General features: G+C 70.0%; 21 protein-coding genes and 1 riboswitch. Of the genes, 7 read left to right on the forward strand and 14 right to left on the reverse strand.

The genetic code is table 11. The features are described from left to right. Nucleotide 1: 1 nt before the first annotated feature. From panC to ACWDLG_RS20300, 3 genes are all read right to left on the reverse strand, one after another. The gene (gene panC / locus ACWDLG_RS20290; RefSeq protein WP_449921986.1) at nucleotides 2-823 is read right to left on the reverse strand and encodes a pantoate--beta-alanine ligase; all 822 of its coding nucleotides are present in this window, start codon (nucleotides 821-823) and stop codon (nucleotides 2-4) included. 48 nt (nucleotides 824-871) lie between these two features. Next, on the reverse strand, nucleotides 872-1762 hold the full coding sequence (locus tag ACWDLG_RS20295; protein ID WP_449922150.1) for a Rossmann-like and DUF2520 domain-containing protein: 891 nt from the start codon (nucleotides 1760-1762) through the stop codon (nucleotides 872-874). A gap of 262 nt (nucleotides 1763-2024) precedes the next feature. Next, the gene (locus tag ACWDLG_RS20300) at nucleotides 2025-2255 is read right to left on the reverse strand and encodes a chaplin (protein ID WP_354909378.1); all 231 of its coding nucleotides are present in this window, start codon (nucleotides 2253-2255) and stop codon (nucleotides 2025-2027) included. A gap of 191 nt (nucleotides 2256-2446) precedes the next feature. Here ACWDLG_RS20300 and ACWDLG_RS20305 point away from each other — a divergent pair, with 191 nt between their 5' ends. Genes ACWDLG_RS20305 through ACWDLG_RS20315 form a run of 3 tightly spaced genes read left to right on the forward strand, consistent with a single transcriptional unit; the run spans nucleotide 2447 to nucleotide 5118 of the window. Continuing rightward, nucleotides 2447-3409 carry an SAM-dependent methyltransferase gene (locus tag ACWDLG_RS20305; protein WP_449921988.1) on the forward strand — a complete coding sequence of 321 codons (963 nt, stop codon included), beginning with the start codon at nucleotides 2447-2449 and terminating at the stop codon, nucleotides 3407-3409. A gap of 4 nt (nucleotides 3410-3413) precedes the next feature. Next, complete coding sequence (locus tag ACWDLG_RS20310) at nucleotides 3414-3896, forward strand: cation:proton antiporter regulatory subunit (RefSeq protein WP_354909374.1); 483 nt, start codon at nucleotides 3414-3416, stop codon at nucleotides 3894-3896. A gap of 37 nt (nucleotides 3897-3933) precedes the next feature. After that, nucleotides 3934-5118 carry a cation:proton antiporter gene (locus tag ACWDLG_RS20315; RefSeq protein ID WP_449921989.1) on the forward strand — a complete coding sequence of 395 codons (1185 nt, stop codon included), beginning with the start codon at nucleotides 3934-3936 and terminating at the stop codon, nucleotides 5116-5118. Nucleotides 5119-5196: 78 nt separating this feature from the next. On the opposite strand, the gene ACWDLG_RS20320 is transcribed toward ACWDLG_RS20315, so the two are convergent. Continuing rightward, entirely contained in the window at nucleotides 5197-6387 is a 1191-nt protein-coding gene (locus ACWDLG_RS20320) for a cytochrome P450 (protein ID WP_449921991.1), read from the reverse strand. Next, entirely contained in the window at nucleotides 6387-7118 is a 732-nt protein-coding gene (locus tag ACWDLG_RS20325; protein WP_449921993.1) for a TerC family protein, read from the reverse strand. The genes ACWDLG_RS20320 and ACWDLG_RS20325 overlap by 1 nt, the downstream gene beginning before the upstream one ends. 103 nt (nucleotides 7119-7221) lie before the next feature. Then, nucleotides 7222-7337: riboswitch (SAM riboswitch) on the forward strand. Nucleotides 7338-7384: 47 nt separating this feature from the next. Here ACWDLG_RS20325 and ACWDLG_RS20330 point away from each other — a divergent pair. Further along, the gene (locus tag ACWDLG_RS20330) at nucleotides 7385-8641 is read left to right on the forward strand and encodes an aminotransferase class V-fold PLP-dependent enzyme (RefSeq protein WP_449921995.1); all 1257 of its coding nucleotides are present in this window, start codon (nucleotides 7385-7387) and stop codon (nucleotides 8639-8641) included. Nucleotides 8642-8687: 46 nt separating this feature from the next. Here ACWDLG_RS20330 and ACWDLG_RS20335 read toward each other — a convergent pair whose 3' ends face one another. Beyond that, a complete protein-coding gene (locus ACWDLG_RS20335; protein ID WP_449921996.1) occupies nucleotides 8688-9200 on the reverse strand; it encodes a DoxX family protein in 513 nt (170 codons plus the stop codon). Between the two features lie 91 nt (nucleotides 9201-9291). Here ACWDLG_RS20335 and ACWDLG_RS20340 point away from each other — a divergent pair, with 91 nt between their 5' ends. Genes ACWDLG_RS20340 through ACWDLG_RS20350 form a run of 3 tightly spaced genes read left to right on the forward strand, consistent with a single transcriptional unit; the run spans nucleotide 9292 to nucleotide 11683 of the window. Beyond that, complete coding sequence (locus tag ACWDLG_RS20340; RefSeq protein WP_449921997.1) at nucleotides 9292-10437, forward strand: NADH-quinone oxidoreductase subunit D; 1146 nt, start codon at nucleotides 9292-9294, stop codon at nucleotides 10435-10437. Beyond that, nucleotides 10434-11516: an acyltransferase family protein gene (locus tag ACWDLG_RS20345; RefSeq protein WP_354909360.1), complete on the forward strand. Its 1083-nt coding sequence runs from the start codon at nucleotides 10434-10436 to the stop codon at nucleotides 11514-11516. Before ACWDLG_RS20340 ends, ACWDLG_RS20345 begins: the two co-directional genes overlap by 4 nt. After that, the gene (locus ACWDLG_RS20350) at nucleotides 11513-11683 is read left to right on the forward strand and encodes a hypothetical protein (RefSeq protein WP_449921999.1); all 171 of its coding nucleotides are present in this window, start codon (nucleotides 11513-11515) and stop codon (nucleotides 11681-11683) included. The genes ACWDLG_RS20345 and ACWDLG_RS20350 overlap by 4 nt, the downstream gene beginning before the upstream one ends. On the opposite strand, the gene ACWDLG_RS20355 is transcribed toward ACWDLG_RS20350, so the two are convergent. The 8 genes from ACWDLG_RS20355 to hpt all read right to left on the reverse strand — a co-directional run bounded on the left by ACWDLG_RS20355 (nucleotide 11668) and on the right by hpt (nucleotide 17811). Then, a complete protein-coding gene (locus ACWDLG_RS20355; RefSeq protein ID WP_354909357.1) occupies nucleotides 11668-12129 on the reverse strand; it encodes a DUF3180 domain-containing protein in 462 nt (153 codons plus the stop codon). The two genes, ACWDLG_RS20350 and ACWDLG_RS20355, sit on opposite strands and share 16 nt — an antisense overlap. After that, nucleotides 12126-12629 (reverse strand): 2-amino-4-hydroxy-6-hydroxymethyldihydropteridine diphosphokinase, encoded by a 504-nt coding sequence (gene folK / locus ACWDLG_RS20360; protein WP_354909355.1) that lies wholly within the window; start codon nucleotides 12627-12629, stop codon nucleotides 12126-12128. The genes ACWDLG_RS20355 and folK overlap by 4 nt, the downstream gene beginning before the upstream one ends. Beyond that, the gene (gene folB / locus ACWDLG_RS20365; protein WP_354909352.1) at nucleotides 12626-12991 is read right to left on the reverse strand and encodes a dihydroneopterin aldolase; all 366 of its coding nucleotides are present in this window, start codon (nucleotides 12989-12991) and stop codon (nucleotides 12626-12628) included. The genes folK and folB overlap by 4 nt, the downstream gene beginning before the upstream one ends. After that, nucleotides 12981-13430 carry a nuclear transport factor 2 family protein gene (locus ACWDLG_RS20370; protein WP_449922001.1) on the reverse strand — a complete coding sequence of 150 codons (450 nt, stop codon included), beginning with the start codon at nucleotides 13428-13430 and terminating at the stop codon, nucleotides 12981-12983. Before ACWDLG_RS20370 ends, folB begins: the two co-directional genes overlap by 11 nt. After that, a complete protein-coding gene (folP, locus tag ACWDLG_RS20375; protein ID WP_449922003.1) occupies nucleotides 13427-14269 on the reverse strand; it encodes a dihydropteroate synthase in 843 nt (280 codons plus the stop codon). The genes ACWDLG_RS20370 and folP overlap by 4 nt, the downstream gene beginning before the upstream one ends. A 188-nt stretch (nucleotides 14270-14457) precedes the next feature. Further along, nucleotides 14458-15036, reverse strand: coding sequence for a GTP cyclohydrolase I FolE (folE, locus tag ACWDLG_RS20380; protein WP_449922005.1), 579 nt, complete (start codon nucleotides 15034-15036; stop codon nucleotides 14458-14460). Next, complete coding sequence (gene ftsH / locus ACWDLG_RS20385) at nucleotides 15033-17024, reverse strand: ATP-dependent zinc metalloprotease FtsH (RefSeq protein ID WP_449922007.1); 1992 nt, start codon at nucleotides 17022-17024, stop codon at nucleotides 15033-15035. Before ftsH ends, folE begins: the two co-directional genes overlap by 4 nt. Before the next feature lie 232 nt (nucleotides 17025-17256). Continuing rightward, on the reverse strand, nucleotides 17257-17811 hold the full coding sequence (gene hpt, locus ACWDLG_RS20390; protein WP_354909343.1) for a hypoxanthine phosphoribosyltransferase: 555 nt from the start codon (nucleotides 17809-17811) through the stop codon (nucleotides 17257-17259). Nucleotides 17812-17819: the final 8 nt, after the last annotated feature.

Raw genomic sequence — 17819 nt, forward strand, 5'->3', positions numbered from 1 at the left:
TTCAGAAAGCGATAAGGACGTTGTCGATCAGGCGGGTGGTGCCGACCTTGGCCGCGACAGCCAACACCGCCTCGCCCCGGAAGTCGTCGGGAATCTCGGCGAACGTCGCGGGGTCGACGAGGACAACGTAGTCGGCCACGAGTCCGGACGCGGCCAGCTCCCCCTCGGCGGCGGCGCGGACGGCGGCGGGCGAGAGCCGCGCGGCCCCCGCGTGCAGGGCGCGCGAGAGCGCCAGCGCGCGCTGCCGGTCGTCGGGCGTGAGGTACCGGTTACGGCTGGAGAGGGCCAGCCCGTCGGGCTCGCGCACGGTCGGCGCGCCCACGACCTCCACGGGCAGGTCGAGGTCGGCGACCATGCGCCTGATGAGCGCGAGCTGCTGGGCGTCCTTCTGGCCGAAGACCGCGACCTGGGGCCCGACGAGGTTGAACAGCTTCAGCACCACGGTGAGCACGCCGTCGAAGTGCCCGGGGCGCACCGCGCCCTCGACGATCGCGCCCATCCGGCCCGCGGAGAGGCTCACCTGACGGTCGGGGCGGTACATGTCGTCGGCCGAGGGGGCGAAGACCACGTCCACCCCCTCGGCCGCGCAGATGTCGAGGTCGGAGTCGAAGGTGCGGGGGTAACGGGAGAAGTCCTCGGCGGGGCCGAACTGGAGCGGGTTGACGAAGATGCTGACCACGACCTGGTCGGCCAGCGTACGGGCCACGCGCATCAGCGAGCGGTGACCCTCGTGCAGGGCGCCCATGGTCGGGACGAGCGCCACGCGGCCCGAGGAGCGGGCTTTCTCGAGGCCGGCGCGGTCGTGCGCGACGATCAGTTCCATCGGTGTCCTCCTAGACTGATCAGGTCCAGGCGGAACGTCCCGGCCCGATCAGGTCCACATGTTTCCCCCGAGCGCGTCGAGCAGCCGCTCGGCCGCCTCGGGCTTCAGCAACCCGGCGGCGAGCGCCCGGTCCGCCGTGAGCCTAGCGAGTGCCACGTATGCGTCGGCCGCTTCGGGCGCCGCCAGTATCAGCGCGTCGACGTGCTTGCGCACGGTGCCGGCGTCGCCGCGCACCACCGGCCCCGTCAGCCCCGTGATGCCCAGCCTGAGCACGTTGTCGAGCGCGGCCCCGAGCAGCGGGCCGAGCATCCTGCCCGGGTGCTCGACCCCGATCTTCGCCAGCAGCTCCTGCGACTCGGCGATCAGTGTGACCATGTGGTTGGCCGCTCCCGCGAGCGCCGCGTGGTAGAGGGCGCGGTCGCTGTCGGCGATCCAGACCGGCTCGCCGCCCATCTCGATGACCAGCGCCTCGGCGATCGGGCGCAGCGGCTCGGGTGAGGTGACGCCGAAGGAGATGCCGGTGATCCTGTTGAGGTCGTCGTCCCTGCCGGTGAAGGTCATCACGGGATGCAGGGCCAGCGGCAGCGCGCCCGCCTGCCGGGCGGGGTCGAGGACGGCCAGGCCGTAGGCGCCGCTGGTGTGGACGAGCAGCTTGCCGCGAACGTCGGCCCCGGTGGCCGCGAGTCCGGCGACCAGGCCGGGCAGCGCGTCGTCGGGGACGGTGAGCAGGATCAGTTCGGCCTTGCTGACGACCTCTTCGGGGTTGACCGTGCGCACGCCGAGCCGTTCGCCCGCCCAGCGCTGCGAGGCGTCGGAGACGCCGCTCGCCGCCACGACCCTGTGACCGGCCTGGGCCAGCGCCGCGCCGAGCACCGAGCCCACCTTGCCCGCGCCCAGCACGCCGACGGCCAACCGCCCCGGGCGATCCCCTGCGTCCATGACGTCGCGCTCCCTGTCATCCGACACTGCTGACCAGGGTAACCGCCGGTCGTCACCGGCCACGGTCATGGCTCTTTTGCCGCATGTTGGGAGGGGACAAAACCCAGCAAGGGCATACATAGTGGACACCCCTGCCGGAGTGGACGCCGGGCACGGTGACCGGCGCCCGCTCCCCACAAGGAGGGCCGACCCACCGCCGACGGGCCGGCCCCTGGTGTGAGACGCGCCCGCCGTGCTCCATCGCACGGCGGGCGCGCGCCTATCAGTGCTGGTGGACGTCGACCGAGGCGCCACCCTTGCACCCGGCCACGGCCCAGCCGAAGATGCCCACGGCGTTGCCGCACACGTTCACCGGAATGGAGATCGGCGCGAAGATCTGGTTGCCGGACAGCACGCCGTTGTTGCCGCTGGTGATGTTGTCGGCGTGGGCGGCGGGCGCGCCGAGCGCCATCATGGCCAGCACACCCGCGACGACGGCAGACTTCTTGAACATGGGGGATGTCCTCTCATTGCGCGGCACGGGGCCGCGGTCGGTCTCCGCATCGGCGATCGAACCGGGGTCACCGGGGGGAGCGCCCGGGTGATCGCTCGATGACACCGGGTTACCGTAGCGCAAAGCGGCGACAAGGAGTAGTCATCACATCACCAGGCGTGTCGGTCGAAGGTCATGAGATAGTCCGTGGCATGTGGCTCACCTGGCGAGCGGCGATGGAGCGGGCACTGTACGGGGAGAGCGGCTTCTACCTGCGCGAACGCCCGTCCGGGCACTTCCGCACCTCGGTCGGCGCCTCACCGGTCTTCGCCGGGGCCGTGCTGACGATGCTGCTGCGCCTCGACGGCGCGCTGGGCCGTCCCGACCCGCTCGATCTCGTCGACATCGGCGCCGGCGACGGCGCGCTGTCGGCGCACGTGCTCGCGGCGGCCCCGCCGGAGCTGCGGGCCAGGCTGAGGGTCACGGCCGTCGACCTGTCCTCCCGGCCCGCCGGGCTGCCCGAGGCGATCAGGTGGAGCCACACGATCCCGCAGGGCATCACCGGCATGGCGATCGCCAACGAGTGGCTGGACAACGTCCCCTTCGACGTCGTGGAGCAGACCGCCGCCGGCCCGCGCCTGGTGCTGGTCCACACCGGGACGGGCGAGGAACGGCTCGGCGACCCGCCCGGCGAGGACGATCTGGCCTGGCTCGAGCAGTGGTGGCCGCTGCGGCGGGTGGGCCAGCGGGCCGAGGTCGGCAGGTCGCGGTGCGCGGCGTGGGCGGCCGTGATCGCCCGGCTGGCGGGCGGCCAGGCGATCGCCGTCGATTATGCACACCCTGTGGATAACCGGCCGCCCCGCGGCACGCTCACCGGATACAGGGACGGTTCGGTCGTGGCGCCCATACCCGACGGGACCTGCGACATCACCGCACATGTCGCACTCGACGCGTGCGCGGAGGCGGGCCGGCAGGCCGGCGCGATATCCACAACTTTGTCCACACAGCGCGACATTCTGCGCACTCTGGGAGTCACCGGCACCCGTCCCGCACTCGACCTCGCGCGGACCGACCCGTCGGGCTACCTGAGGGCGCTGGCCCGCGCCTCCCAGGAGGCCGAGCTGATCGACCCAGCAGGCTTGGGCGGTTTCGGCTGGCTGAGCCAGATACGTTAGCTATGTGGAGATCGAACAGACCGCGCTTCCAGGCATCGGGCTCAAACACGAGTTCGGCACCCATTCGGGCCGCCGCGTCGCCGTCGTCTCACACCGGACGGGGCGGCGCGACCTGATCATCTACGACCGGTCGGACCCCGACCGGGCGTGCGAGGCCATCCAGCTCAACGACGAGGAGGCCGACGCGCTCGCCGAGCTGCTCGGCGCGCCGCGCATCGTCCAGCGACTCAACGCCCTCCATCGCGAGATCGAGGGCCTGATGAGCCTCCAGGTGCCGGTCGTGGCTGGCTCGCCGTACGACGGCAGGACACTGGGCGACGCTCGCATCCGCACCCGCACCGGCGCCTCCGTCGTGGCCGTGGTGCGCGGGGCGCAGGTCTTCGCGAGCCCCACCCCCGACTTCAGGTTCACCGCCGGAGACGTGGTGGTCATCGTCGGCGACGCCGAGACGACCGCCACCGCCGCCGACATCCTCACGGACGGCTGATGCGCCTGCCCCTCACCCCCGCGGCGGTAACGCCCTGATGCAGGTACTCGCCGTCGACGTGCACGACACCGGCATAGTCTTCCTCGAACTCGGTGGGATCATCCTGGCCCTCGGCGTCCTCGGCGCCCTGGCGCTGCGGGCCGGCATCTCCGCCATTCCCCTTTACCTCCTCGCCGGACTCGCCTTCGGGCAGGGCGGCATCCTGCCGCTGGCCACCAGCGAGGAGTTCATCGCCATCGGCGCCGAGATCGGCGTCGTGCTTCTGCTGCTCACGCTCGGACTGGAGTACAACGCGAGCGAGCTGGTCTCCAGCCTGCGCGGCAACGCCAGAGCGGGCCTGGTCGACATGGTCCTCAACGCCGCCCCCGGCGCGATAGCCGCGCTGCTGCTGGGGTGGGGGCCCGTGGCCGCGGTCGCCATGGCGGGCGTCACCTACGCCACCTCCTCGGGCATCACCGCGAAGGTGCTGTCCGATCTGGGGTGGATCGGTAACCGCGAGACGCCCGTCGTGCTGTCGCTGCTGGTCTTCGAGGACCTGGCGATGGCCGTCTACCTGCCGCTGCTCACCGCGATGCTGGCAGGCGTCTCGCTGCTGACGGGGACGATCTCCCTGGGCATCGCGCTGACCACGGTCTCCGTCGTCCTGCTGATCGCGCTGCGCTACGGCAGGTTCATCGAGGCGTTCGTCTCCAGCCCCAACAACGAGGTGCTGCTGCTGAAGGTCCTAGGCCTGGCCCTGCTGGTGGCCGGCGTCGCCCAGCAGCTGCAGGTGTCGGCGGCCGTCGGCGCCTTCCTCGTCGGCATCGCCCTGTCGGGCGAGCTGGCGCACGAGGCCAGAGCGCTGCTGATGCCGCTGCGCGACCTGTTCGCCGCCGTGTTCTTCGTCTTCTTCGGCCTGCAGACCGACCCCACCAAGATTCCGCCGGTGGCGCTGCTGGCCCTGCTGCTCGCCGCGGTCAGCATCGTCACCAAACTGCTGACCGGCGCCTACGCCGCGCGCCGGGCGGGCATCGCCAGGGCGGGCCAGATGCGCGCGGGCATCGCGCTGGTGCCGCACGGCGAGTTCAACATCGTCATCGCGGGCCTGGCGGTGGCGGCGGGAGTCCATCCCGATCTCGGCCCTCTCGCCGCCACCTACGTGCTGATCCTCGCGGCCTTCGGCCCGCTGGCCGCCAGGCTGGCCGAGCCGCTTCTCACCCGGCCGCCCTCATCGGGGCCATGATTCGCCGGAGCCACGATTCGTGGGGCCAGGATTCGTCGCGGCCACGATTCGCCGGGGCCATGAGAGGTCCCGCCTCGCTCACCCGCAGGAAACGTCCACGGAGCGGAGCCCTCGGATGATGTAGCCGGGGTTCCAGACGGGCTCGCTCGTCAGCTCCATCTTCGGCGCCCTCTTCAGGAGGGCGCCGAAGGACTCCACCAGCTCGATCCTGGCCAGCGGCGCGCCCAGGCAGAAGTGGATGCCGGCGCCGAAGGAGATGTGCGGGTTGTCCACCCTGCCGACGTCGAGCCGGTCGGGGTCGGCGAAGACCTCCGGGTCGCGGTTGGCCGAGCCGAACAGCAGGGCCACCTCGACGCCCTTCGGGATGGCCACGCCGCCGACCTCGATGTCCTCCAGCACCCAGCGCTCGAACATCTGCAGCGGGGTGTCGTAGCGCATCAGCTCCTCGATCGCCGTGGGCACCAGCGAGAGGTCGTCGCGCAGCCGGGCCAGCTCGGCCGGGTTGCGGAACAGCGACCACCAGCCGTTGCCCGTGACGTTCACGGTCGCCTCGTGGCCCGCGTTGAGCAGCAGCACGCAGGTGCCGACCAGCTCGTCCTCGGTCAGCTCCTCGATCTGGGCGAGCGCGCTGACCAGGTCATCGCCCGGGTCGGCCGTGCGGACGCGGGCCAGGTCCTTGAGGTAGTCGGAGAACTCCGCCGCCGCCCTGACGGCCGTGTGCTGGGCCTCCGGCGACGGGTTCAGCTCGTACATGCCGCAGATGTCGGCCGACCAGGGCCGCAGCAGGTGCCGGTCGCCCTCGGGGACGCCGAGCATCTCGGCGATGACGGTGACCGGCAGCGGCTCGGCCACCTCGGCGATCAGGTCGCCGCCGCCCTTCTCGACGAAGTCGTCGACCAGACCGTCGACGATCGCACGGACCCTGGGCCGCATCGACTCGACCATGCGAGGGGTGAACGCCTTGGAGACCAGGCGGCGCAGGCGGGTGTGGACGGGCGGCTCGACGTCGAGCATGCCCGCCCTGACCACCCGCCAGAACGGTTCCTGGAACTCCGGTTCGGGCTCGCGGCCGAACTCCTCGTGGGTGGCCAGGTGCAGGTAGGACCGGCCGAGGCGGCGATCCCTGAGCAGCGCGTTGACGTCCGCGTGCCTGGCGATCAGCCACTGTCCCGTGGGCTCGAAGAAGCTGACCGGCGCGTCCCGCCGCAGCTCCTCGTAGGCCGCGTACGGCGAAGCTACAAAATCCGGATTCCAAGGATCAAATCGCACTATTGCATATTAGATTCGGCTTTCGCGTGCCTGCTCCGCATCCTGATGTTGAGCATCTCGACGATCACCGAGAAGGCCATCGCGAAGTAGATGTAACCCTTCGGGATGTGCTGGTCGAAGCCCTCGGCGAGAAGCACGACGCCGATCAGCACCAGGAACGCCAGCGCCAGCATCTTGATGCTCGGGTGCTTGTCCACGAACCTGCTGATGGGCCCGGAGGCGAACAGCATCACCAGCACCGAGACGATCACCGCCGCGACCATGACGGCCAGCTCGTCCACCATGCCGACCGCGGTGATGACCGAGTCCAGCGAGAACACGATGTCGAGCACCATGATCTGCAGGATGACCGAGGTGAAGGAGGTGACCTTCCGCTCCTTGCCGCCCTGCTCCTGCGGCTCCATGCTGTGGCCGATCTCCAGCGCGCTCTTGGCCAGCAGGAACAGACCGCCGAGGATGAGGATCAGATCCCTTCCCGAGATCTCCTGCCCCAGCACGCTGAAGAGCGGCTCGGTCAGTCGCACCACCCAGGACAGACCGAGCAGCAGCAGCAGACGCGAGACGAGCGCGGCGGCCAGGCCGAGGACCCTGGCCCTGTCGCGCTGCTCGGGCGGCAGCTTCCCGGCCAGGATCGAGATGAAGATGATGTTGTCGATGCCCAGGACTATCTCCAGGGCGACCAGGGTGAAGAACCCGATCCAGATCTGTGGGTCTGCCACCCAGTCCAACATCTCATACCTCCTTGGTTCGCTGTTCTCATCCCCAACGAGCCGGTCGCCCCAATAGTTCGCGGCTTGCGAAATGCGGGTCCGGGTCGGTTATAGTTCCGGCGTAGGTCATGAGTGCCAGCGCCAAGCCCCGGCTCGCTGGCCGGCAACCCTCGCGTCCGCGGCGGGGTGCCCCGGGTGAAGACCTGGTCCGTCACGAAGTGTGGCGGGCAAGCGCGGGCTCCGACACGCCACGGCCAGGGGTCCGATGACCCCAGGAGGGCTGTGCCGTGTCCGTCGCGACGATCGTCGACCCCGTTCAGGTGAAGGTGCTGGGCGAGGACCTCCAGGTGCCCGTCAAGGGTGGCCGCCTGGTCTCCTACGCCAACCTGGACTACGCCGCCAGCGCGCCGTGTCTGGAGCCGGTCAGCGCGGCGGTGACCGCCGCGCTCCCGGCCTACTCCAGCGTCCACCGCGGCGCGGGCTACGCCTCCCAGCTCACCACCGCCCGCTACGAGCAGGCGCGCCACACCGTGCGCGCCTTCGTCGGCGCCCGCACCGACGACGCCGTGGTCTTCACCCGCAACACCACCGACGCCACCAACCTGCTGGCCAGGTGCCTGCCCGAGGGCACCACCGTCGTGGTCTTCGACACCGAGCACCACGCCTCCCTCCTGCCGTGGCAGCGGGTCGTCCGCCTCGCGCCGCCCGCCTTCCCCGGCGAGGCCGTACGGCAGGCCGACGACGCGCTCGCCGCGATCGACGGCCCCAAGCTGCTGGTGGTGACCGCCGCCTCCAACGTGACGGGCGAGCTGTGGCCGATCGCCGCCCTCGCGCACGTCGCCCACCGGCACGGCGCCCGCGTCCTGGTCGACGCCGCCCAGCTCGTCCCCCACCGCAAGCTCAACCTGACCGCGCTCGACCTCGACTACGTCGCCTTCTCCGGGCACAAGCTCTACGCGCCGTTCGGTGCGGGCGTGCTGGTCGGGCGGCGCGACTGGCTGTCGGGCGCCGAGCCGTACCTCAAGGGGGGCGGCGCGGTGAAGTCCGTGAGCGCCCTCGACGAGGGGAGCGCCGAGTGGCACGAGGACGCCGAGCCGAGGCACGAGGCGGGCACCCCGAACGTGCTGGGCGCGATCGCGCTGGCCGCGGCGTGCGACGCCCTCACCGCGACGGGCTGGACGCCGCTGGTGCGCGAGGAGGAGCGGCTGATCGCCCGGCTGCGCGCGGGCCTGGCCGCGGTCGAGGGTGTGCGTGAGCTGTCGCTGTGGGGGCCGGACCACCCGCGGGTCGGCATCGTGTCGTTCGTCGTCGACGGCTACACGGCCAGGGAGGTCGCCGAGGCGCTGTCCACCGAGTACGGCATCGGCGTGCGTGACGGGAAGTTCTGCGCCCACCCGTTCGTGCGGCACCTGCTGGATGCGACCGACGGGGGTTGCGAGGACGACACCGCCTCGGCCGTACGGGCCTCGATCGGCATCGGCACGACCGAGGAACACGTCGACCGCCTGGTCGCCGCCCTGCACGACCTGGTGTCCCGCCGCTAGGACCGGTTGGGCGTGCCGGGTGGCACGTCGCCGCTCTCCGGCTCGCCTAGGACCGGTTGGGCGCGTCGGGTGGCACGTCGTCGCTCTCCGGCTCGTCGAAGATGTCCATGGGGCGCTCGATTTCGCGCTCGGCGGCGCGACCCGCGGCTCTGCGCCGGGCGCCGCGGGCGAACAGGGCGTCGATCCCGACGCGCCCCCCGCCGAGCGCCACCAGCAGGAGGCAGGCCGAGCCGAGGGCGGCGACCAGCTCCCATCCGCCCGCCGACACGAAGACGCCCCTGCCGGCGTGCACGAACACCAGGGCGCCTGCCATGTCGGCGACCAGGGCGAGCGCCGCCACGCGCACCATCAGGCCGAGGACGAGGCAGGCGCCGCCGACCAGTTCGGCGACGGTGGCGAAGGTGGCGGCGGCCGTCGGCAGCGGGACGCCCTGCTGGGCGAACATCCGCGTGACGGCGTCGAGCCCGCCCTGCCACTTCTGCCATCCGTGGGCGATGAAGATCACGCCGATCGCCACGCGGGCGACCAGCGCGGCCAGGTCGAAACCCACTCCTTTCATGGGCCCTTTTGTCCCCATATCACCTGGCAAAATGCGCGAACAGACCATACCTTGACTGGATCACCACCACCGCCAGTGGCAGCATGACTGTATGGAAGAACGCGTGGTCGGGATCGGAGCGGGCGCCAAGGAGCTGGCCACGGAGGACATGATCCTCAACATCGGCCCCCAGCACCCCTCGACGCACGGTGTTCTCCGGCTCCGCCTCACCCTCGACGGCGAGCGCATCGCCACGGCCGAACCCATCATCGGCTACATGCACAGAGGCGCGGAGAAGCTGTTCGAGGTCCGCGACTACCGGCAGATCATCATGCTGGCCAACCGGCACGACTGGCTGTCGGGCTTCGCCAACGAGCTCGGCGTGGTGATCGCCGCCGAACGCATGCTCGGCATGGAGGTCCCGGTCCGCGCCGTGTGGGCGCGCACGCTGCTGGCCGAGCTGAACAGGGTCCTGTCGCACCTGATGTTCCTCGGCTCCTATCCGCTCGAACTCGGCGCGATCACCCCGATCTTCTACGCCTTCACCGAGCGTGAGCGCATCCAGGGCGTCATGGAGGAGATCTCCGGCGGCCGGATGCACTACATGTTCAACCGCGTCGGCGGCCTCAAGGAGGAACTGCCTGCGGGCTGGCTCGACCGCGTCACCTCGGTCGTCGCCGCCACCCGCGCCAAGGTGCCCGACATCGAGAACCTCATCCTCGGCAACGAGATCTTCCTGGCCCGCACCAAGGGCGTCGGCGTCCTCGACCGCGACACGATCATGCAGTACGGCGTGACCGGCCCCATCGCCAGGGCCTCCGGGGTCGACGTCGACCTGCGGCGCGACCAGCCGTACCTCGCCTACGACGAACTGCCCGTCAAGGTCGTCACCCGTACGGCCGGCGACTGCCACGCCCGCTTCGAGGTCCTCATCGACCAGCTCAAGGTCTCGCTCGACCTGGCCGACGCCTGCGTCGAGCGGCTGCGCTCGCTGCCGCCCGGGCCGATCAACCAGCGCCTGCCCAAGGTGCTGAAGGTGCCGGAGGGCCACACCTACGCCTGGACGGAGAACCCGCTCGGCGTCAACGGCTACTACCTGGTCTCCAAGGGCGACAAGACGCCGTGGCGGATGAAGCTGCGCTCGGCCTCCTTCAACAACATCCAGGTGCTGCGCGAGATGCTGCCGGGCCACCTGGTCGCCGACATGGTCGCGATCCTCGGCTCGATGTTCTTCGTGGTGGGTGACATCGACAAGTGAGGGACAGATACGTCGACTGGCTCCGCGCGGTCAGTCTGATCACCGTTGTCGTCTGGCACTGGGCCTTCACCATCCTCGTCTGGACACCCGAGGGGCCGTCACCCACCAGCCCGCTCGGCTTCACCTCGGGGCTGTGGATGCTGACCTGGCTGTTCCAGGTGCTGCCGCTGTTCTTCTACGTCGGCGGCCACGTCCACCTGCTGTCGTGGCGCCGGGCCTGCGAGCGCGGAACGGGCATCGGCGCCTTCGTCTGGCGGCGTATCAAGGCCCTGGCCATCCCCGCGCTGACCCTGTCCGGCGCCTGGATCGCCGTCGGCGCGGTCGTGACGGCGCTGTTCGACGTGCCGTGGATGTGGCGGGTGGTGCTGCTGGTGCTCAGCCCGCTGTGGTTCCTCATCGTCTACCTGATGCTGATCGCGCTGCTGCCCGTCGCGCTGTGGCTGCACCGCCGCTACGACGTGCTCACCCTCATCTGGCTGGGCGGCGCCGCCCTGGTCGTCGACGTCGTACGGCTGCGCTACCAGGTCGAGTGGGTCGGCTGGCTCAACATGATCCTGGTGTGGGGCCTGGCCCACCAGGCGGGCTTCTTCTACGACAGGATCGTCGCCCTGCCCCGCCGCTACGACGTCGCCGTCCTGTGGACCGGCCTGTTCGGCCTGTTCGGCCTCGTCTACTCGGGCCTGTACCCCGGCAGCATGGTCGGCGTGCCGGGCGACAAGCTGTCGAACATGGCCCCGCCGACCTTCGTCATCGTGGCGCTGCTCATCTTCCAGATCGGCCTGGTCGAGGTGCTGCGGCCGACGATGGAGCGGGTGCTGGAGCGGCCCGCCTGGAAGCGGGTCAACGACACCATCAACAGGTTCGCGCTGCCGCTGTTCCTGTTCCACACCACTGGGATGGCCATCGCGCTGGGGGCGTGGTGGGCGCTGTTCGGCTTCCCGTCGGCCGACCCGCGGCCCAACCTCATGTGGTGGCTGGAGCGGCCGTTCGCCATCATCGGCCCGCTGCTGTGCACGCTCCCGGTCATCTACCTCTTCTCCCGCCGCGGCCGAGCGGACCGCACCCCGGCCCCCTCGTGAGCGCACAACGTCCGCGGATCGAGCTCTGCGGCACGATGACCTGCTTCCTCGTCGACCGGATCCGGAGCGTGGACATCACCTTCATCCCCGGTGCACCCGTCTCTTACCTCGGCCGCGACGAGATGGCCGAGGTCGAGGACGCCGTCGCGCGCTATCTCGGCCTTTGAAGCTCGTCCTGCGGATCCTTCGGGACGCGGCAGGAGTTCTCCAGGTAGAGGCCCGCGACGATGAGCACCACGAACGCCAGGAACGACCCCGTGGCGACGAAGAACTCCACCCGCGGGGTCTCCCTGGTCAGCAGCTGGACCGTCGTCAGCGAGAACCCGGCGAAGACGCCCGCGAAGACCGCGCCCGCGTACGCCGAGGCCTTCCCCAGCGCCGCCAGCCGGGCCACCGCCAGCGGCTCGACCGGTTTGGTGTCGGGCTTGCGGGCGATGCGCGCACGCGTCATCCAGCCGCTGTAGAACTCGCCGACGGCCAGCAGCAGGACGGTCGGGATCGCCGTCCACGGCACCAGCGGCAGATCGGCGTAGAACTGCCTGACGAACAGCCACGACAGCAGGGCGACGACGACCAGCACGCCTACCAGGACGGCGGGGCGAGTGGGCTTCAATCCGGCCCCTGCAGCTTGAGGTCCTGGCGCAGCCGCACGCCTGACTGGTCGAGCCCCTTCAGCAGGTCGGCGACCGGGCCGCGGCCCGGCATCACCGCCGAGGGGTCGGCCTCCACCCACGGCACCAGGACGAAGGCCCGCTCGTGGGCGCGCGGGTGCGGCAGCGTCAGCTCGGGGTCGTCGGAGACCACGTCGCCCGCGGCGATGATGTCGACGTCGAGCGTGCGCGGGCCCCAGCGTTCGGCCCTGACCCTGCCGAAGGCGTTCTCGATGCTCTGCGCCCGGTCCAGCAGCGTCTCGGGGGTGAGCTTGGACTCGGCGATGACGACGGCGTTGAGGTAGGGCTTCTGGTCGTCGGGGCCGCCGACGGGATCGGTCTCGTAGACCGGTGAGACCGCGACGAAGCGCAGCCCCGGCGCGTCGAACAGCGAGTCGATCGCGCCCTGAAGCGTCTGGAACCGGCTCCCCAGGTTGCTTCCCAGGGCGAGGACCACTTTCATGCACGGCTCCGCAGGATCGTGACGGCCACGTCGTCGAAGGGCAGCGGGATCGGGGCCGCAGGCTTGTGCACGGTGATCTCGGCCGCCTGCACGGTGTCGTCGGCCAGGCAGTGCTCGGCCAGCCGGGCGGCGAGCGTCTCGATCAGGTTGACCGGCTCCCCCTCGACGATCTTCGTCAGCGCCTGGGCCAGCTCGCCGTAGTGGACGGTGCGCGTGACGTCGTCGGTGTCGGCGGCGGGCCCGGTGTCGAGGAACAGCGTGGCGTCGATCACGAACTCCTGCCCGAGCTCGCGTTCGGCGGGCAACACCCCGTGGCGGCCCCGCGCGCGCAGCCCTCTGAGGGTGATCCGGTCAGCGGTCACGTTCGGCTTCCTCCTCCTCGTCCTCCTCGTCGCTCTGCAGCACCGGCGAGCCGTGGTGCATCCACAGCCGCCAGCCCCTGCCCGACCTGACGTAGACGTTGCTGGCCACCACCTTGCCGGCGGCGAAGCTGGCCTCGCCCTCCTCGCCCACCGTCAGGATGTTCTCCACGCAGGTCAGGATCGCCACGTCGCCGAGCACGGTCGTCTGCACGTCGGTGAGCACGAACTGGATGTAGGTCGTGTTGGCCATGATGAGCGCCCACGACCGCAGCACCTCGGCCCGGCCCGACAGCATCGACCAGCCTGGATGCACGCACGACACCTGGCCGTCGGCGGTGTCCTCGGCCCAGATCTCGGTCATCTTGTCGAGGTCGGCGTCCTCGATGGCGGTGTAGAAGGCCTGGTTGACCGTCTCGATCGCGGCGATGTCGACGCTCATCGGCCGCTCCCTCGGGTCCAGGCGGCCGCCACGCGGACGGCGTCGGCGTTCGGAGCCACGTCGTGCACCCGTACGCACCAGGCGCCCGCCTGCGCGGCCAGCGCCGTGACCGCGGTCGTGGCGGCGTCGGAGCGCTCGAACGGGCGGGGAGTGCCGTCGGGATCGGCCAGCAGCCTGCCGAGGAACCTCTTGCGCGACGCCCCGATCAGCAGCGGGAAGCCCAGCTCGGCCAGCTCGCCGATGCCGGCCAGCAGCGCCCAGTTGTGCTCGGCGGTCTTCGCGAACCCCAGCCCGGGATCCAGCACGATCTGACTCTCGGAGACACCCTCCGCCAGCACCAGCGCGACCCGCTTTTCCAGTTCCTCGCGCACCTCGGCGACCACGTCGGAGTAGACCGCCCTGCTGTCCATGTCGTGGCTGTGGCCCCGCCAGTGCATCACCACGTACGGCACGCCCGTCGCGGCCACCACCCGCGGCATGTCGGGGTCGGCCAGACCGCCGCTGACGTCGTTGACGAGCGCGGCACCGGCCTCGACCGCCGCCCTCGCCACCTCGGCCCGCATCGTGTCGACACTCACCGTGACGCCCTCGGCCGTCAGAGCGCGGATCACGGGGACGACCCTGGCCAGCTCCTCCTCCTGCGACACCCGCGCCGCACCGGGCCGGGTGGACTCGCCACCGACGTCGACCAGGTCGGCGCCCTCCTCGACCAGCTCGAGGCCGTGGCGGACGGCGGCGTGCTCGTCGAACCACTGGCCGCCGTCGGAGAAGGAGTCGGGCGTCACGTTGACCACACCCATGACGAGGCAGCGCTCCTCGACTGGCAGCCCCATCTTCATGTCACCAAGCCTAGGTGCATCACTCGTGTCGTCTCCCCGCCGGGTCTCCCCTTTGTGGATAACGATCTGTCTCACCCCCGTGTACGGCTATGGCGTGACATGCTCCCGTGACGACCGCGGTTCCTGGATGGACAGGCGCCGACCGCGAAGGGTGGCGCCTGTCCGGGCGTGCCGTACCGGAGGAAGGGTCAGCGACCCAGGATGAGGGCCATCGCCTCGGCGCGGGTCTTCTCGCTGGTGCGGAAGTCGCCCCTGACCGCGGAGGTCATGGTCTTCGCGCCCGGCTTGCGGACCCCGCGCATGGTCATGCACAGGTGCTCGCACTCCATCACCACGATCACGCCGCGCGGCTCCAGCACCCGCATGAGCGCGTCGGCGATCTGCGAGGTCATGCGCTCCTGAACCTGCGGGCGCCTGGCGAAGACGTCGACCAGCCGGGCCAGCTTCGACAGCCCGGTGACCTGCCCCTTGTCGTTGGGGATGTAGCCGACGTGCGCCAGCCCGTAGAAGGGGACGAGGTGGTGCTCGCACGTGGAGTACACCTCGATGTCGCGCACCAGCACCATCTCGTCGTGGTCGACGTCGAACACCTTGTTCAGCACGTCCTCGGGGCGCTGGTGCAGCCCCGAGAACTGTTCGGCGTACGCGCGGGCCACCCTGGCGGGGGTGTCGAGCAGGCCGTCACGGTCCGGATCCTCGCCGATGGCGTACAGGATCTCCCGGACGGCCTTCTCGATCCGGGCGTGATCGACCTCGCGCGGCTTCACGCACCCTCACCAGAGGGGAGGGCGTTGTCGGCGCGCGCGGTCAGTGCGCCGTTTCCGGACTGCTCCTTCGGCGTCAGCACCGGCGGGCGGTCCGAGGGGAGCCGCTTGCCGTAGCCCGCGTAGGACGGGCGGTGCTCCTTGACGACGACGGGCGAGAAGATCTGGAGCACCTGCTCGCGGGAGAGGGTCTCCTTCTCCATGAGCTCCAGCACCAGGTTGTCGAGGACGTCGCGGTACTCCACGAGGATGTCCCACGCCTGGTCGTGCGCCGTCTCGATCATCCGGCGCACCTCCTCGTCGATCGTGGAGGCGATCTTCTCGGAGTAGTCGCGCTCGTGGCCCATCTCGCGGCCCAGGAAGACCTCGGCCTGGCCGGTGCCGAACTTGCGGGCGCCGAGCTGCTCGCTCATGCCGTACTCGGTGACCATGCGGCGGGCGACGGCGGTGGCCTTCTCGATGTCGTTGGAGGCGCCGGTGGTGGGCTCGTGGAAGACGAGCTCCTCCGCCGCGCGACCGCCGAGCAGCATCGCGAGCTGGTCCATCATCTCCGACCGCGTGGCGAGGAACTTGTCCTCCATCGGCAGGGTCATGGTGTAGCCGAGCGCGCGGCCGCGGGAGAGGATCGTGATCTTGTGCACGGGGTCGCTGTTGGGCAACGCGTGCGCCACGAGCGCGTGACCGCCCTCGTGGTAGGCGATCATCTTCTTCTCCTTGTCCGACATCACCCGCGTCTTGCGCTCGGGGCCGGCCATGACGCGGTCGATGGACTCCTCGAGGGTGTCCATGGTGATCAGCTTCTGGTCGGCGCGCGCGGTGAGCAGCGCCGCCTCGTTGATCACGTTGGCCAGGTCGGCACCGGTGAAGCCGGGCGTACGGCGGGCGATGACGTCGAGGTCGACCTCGGGCGCGAACGGCTTGCCGCGGCCGTGGACCTTGAGGATGCCCTTGCGGCCCTCCAGGTCGGGACGGTCGACGGTGACCTGCCGGTCGAACCGGCCGGGACGCAGCAGCGCCGGGTCGAGGATGTCGGGCCGGTTGGTCGCGGCGATGAGGATCACGCCGCCCTTGACGTCGAAGCCGTCCATCTCGACGAGCAGCTGGTTCAGCGTCTGCTCGCGCTCGTCGTGACCGCCGCCGAGGCCGGCGCCGCGGTGGCGGCCGACGGCGTCGATCTCGTCGATGAAGATGATCGCCGGCGCGTTGGCCTTGGCCTGCTCGAACAGGTCACGCACGCGGCTGGCGCCGACACCCACGAACATCTCGACGAAGTCGGAGCCGGAGATGGAGTAGAACGGCACGCCCGCCTCACCCGCGACCGCGCGGGCGAGCAGGGTCTTGCCGGTGCCGGGCGGGCCGTACAGCAGCACGCCCTTGGGGATCTTGGCGCCGATGGCCTGGAACTTGGCCGGGGCCTGCAGGAACTCCTTGATCTCCTGCAGCTCCTCGATGGCCTCGTCCGCGCCGGCGACATCGGCGAACGTCGTCTTGGGGGTGTCCTTGGTGATCAGCTTCGCCTTCGACTTGCCGAAGTTCATCACCCGGCTGCCGCCGCCCTGCATCTGGTTCATGATGAACAGGAAGATGAGGACGATGATGACGATCGGCAGGAAGCTGACGAGCAGGCCGATCAGGAAGTTCTCCTGCGGCACCTCGACGTTGAAGCCGTTCTTGAGCTTGCCGGCCTGGTCCTGCTTCTCGAGCTCGTCGACGAGCTGCACACCCTGCCCCGCCACCCAGCTCGACTGGATGCGGTTGGTGGAGACGTCGCCGATCTTGACCGGGGTGTTGAGCGTCAGCTCGATACGCTGGTCCTTGTCGACGACCTTCGCGTTGGAAACGTTGCCGTCGCGGATCTGCTTGAGCACCGTGGACGTGTCGGCTGTCTTGAAGTTGCCGTCACCGCTCCACATCGTGGTGACAAGCAGGAGCAGCACGACGATGCCCAGGATCCACAGCAGTGGCCCACGTGTAAATCGCTTGAGATCCATCCGATGCGGAACCCCTGCGGGCCCGTCCCTTCCTGACCAAGGCCTTGAACCCCGACGATCCGGGGCTGCGGCATCCGACACCGCTCCTACTGACTACCCGAGGGCGACACGGGGTCACCCCCTCGGTGTCAGAAGGTACACCGGGGGAGGCGCAGGGTCACTGCCCGCTCCACCGGCCTTGCCCTACCAACGTACGTCAGGCCGCTCGATGTTCCCCGCCATTCGTCGGCTGTCAGCTGTTGTAGACGTGCGGCGCGAGCGTCCCGATGAAGGGGAGGTTGCGGTAACGCTCCGCGTAGTCGAGCCCGTAGCCGATGACGAACTCGTTCGGGATGTCGAAGCCGATGTACTTGACCTCGATCGGCACCTTGACCGCGTCGGGCTTGCGCAGTGCCGCGCAGATCTCCAGCGAGGCGGGGTTGCGCGACTTCAGGTTGTCGAGCAGCCAGCTCAGCGTGAGGCCGGAGTCGATGATGTCCTCGACGATCAGCACGTGGCGGTTGGTGATGTCGGTGTCGAGGTCCTTCAGGATCCGCACCACGCCCGACGACTTGGTGCCGGCGCCGTAGGAGGACACCGCCATCCAGTCGGTCTGGACCGGCAGGTGCAGGGCCCGGGCCAGGTCGGCCACCACCATCACCGCGCCCTTCAGCACGCCGACGAGCAGCAGGTCCTTGCCTGAGTAGTCTGCGTCGATCCGAGCCGCCAGTTCGCCGATCTTGGCCTGGAGCTCGTCTTCGGAGATGAGGACCCTCTCGAGGTCCTTGCCCATGTCGGCTGCGTCCACCTGGGTGT

The sequence above is a fragment of the Nonomuraea sp. NPDC003727 genome (assembly GCF_053586935.1).

Bases quoted from the DNA above. Each gene is read 5' to 3' on its own strand.
- panC (WP_449921986.1), bottom strand. From the start codon at position 823: ATGGAACTGATCGTCGCGCACGACCGCGCCGGCCTCGAGAAAGCCCGC.
- ACWDLG_RS20325 (WP_449921993.1), bottom strand. From the start codon at position 7,118: ATGTTGGACTGGGTGGCAGACCCACAGATCTGGATCGGGTTCTTCACC.
- ACWDLG_RS20335 (WP_449921996.1), bottom strand. From the start codon at position 9,200: ATGAAAGGAGTGGGTTTCGACCTGGCCGCGCTGGTCGCCCGCGTGGCG.
- ACWDLG_RS20305 (WP_449921988.1), top strand. From the start codon at position 2,447: ATGTGGCTCACCTGGCGAGCGGCGATGGAGCGGGCACTGTACGGGGAG.
- ACWDLG_RS20300 (WP_354909378.1), bottom strand. From the start codon at position 2,255: ATGTTCAAGAAGTCTGCCGTCGTCGCGGGTGTGCTGGCCATGATGGCG.
- ftsH (WP_449922007.1), bottom strand. From the start codon at position 17,024: ATGGATCTCAAGCGATTTACACGTGGGCCACTGCTGTGGATCCTGGGC.
- ACWDLG_RS20295 (WP_449922150.1), bottom strand. From the start codon at position 1,762: ATGGACGCAGGGGATCGCCCGGGGCGGTTGGCCGTCGGCGTGCTGGGC.
- folK (WP_354909355.1), bottom strand. From the start codon at position 12,629: ATGAAAGTGGTCCTCGCCCTGGGAAGCAACCTGGGGAGCCGGTTCCAG.
- ACWDLG_RS20315 (WP_449921989.1), top strand. From the start codon at position 3,934: ATGCAGGTACTCGCCGTCGACGTGCACGACACCGGCATAGTCTTCCTC.
- folP (WP_449922003.1), bottom strand. From the start codon at position 14,269: ATGAAGATGGGGCTGCCAGTCGAGGAGCGCTGCCTCGTCATGGGTGTG.
- ACWDLG_RS20340 (WP_449921997.1), top strand. From the start codon at position 9,292: ATGGAAGAACGCGTGGTCGGGATCGGAGCGGGCGCCAAGGAGCTGGCC.
- ACWDLG_RS20370 (WP_449922001.1), bottom strand. From the start codon at position 13,430: ATGAGCGTCGACATCGCCGCGATCGAGACGGTCAACCAGGCCTTCTAC.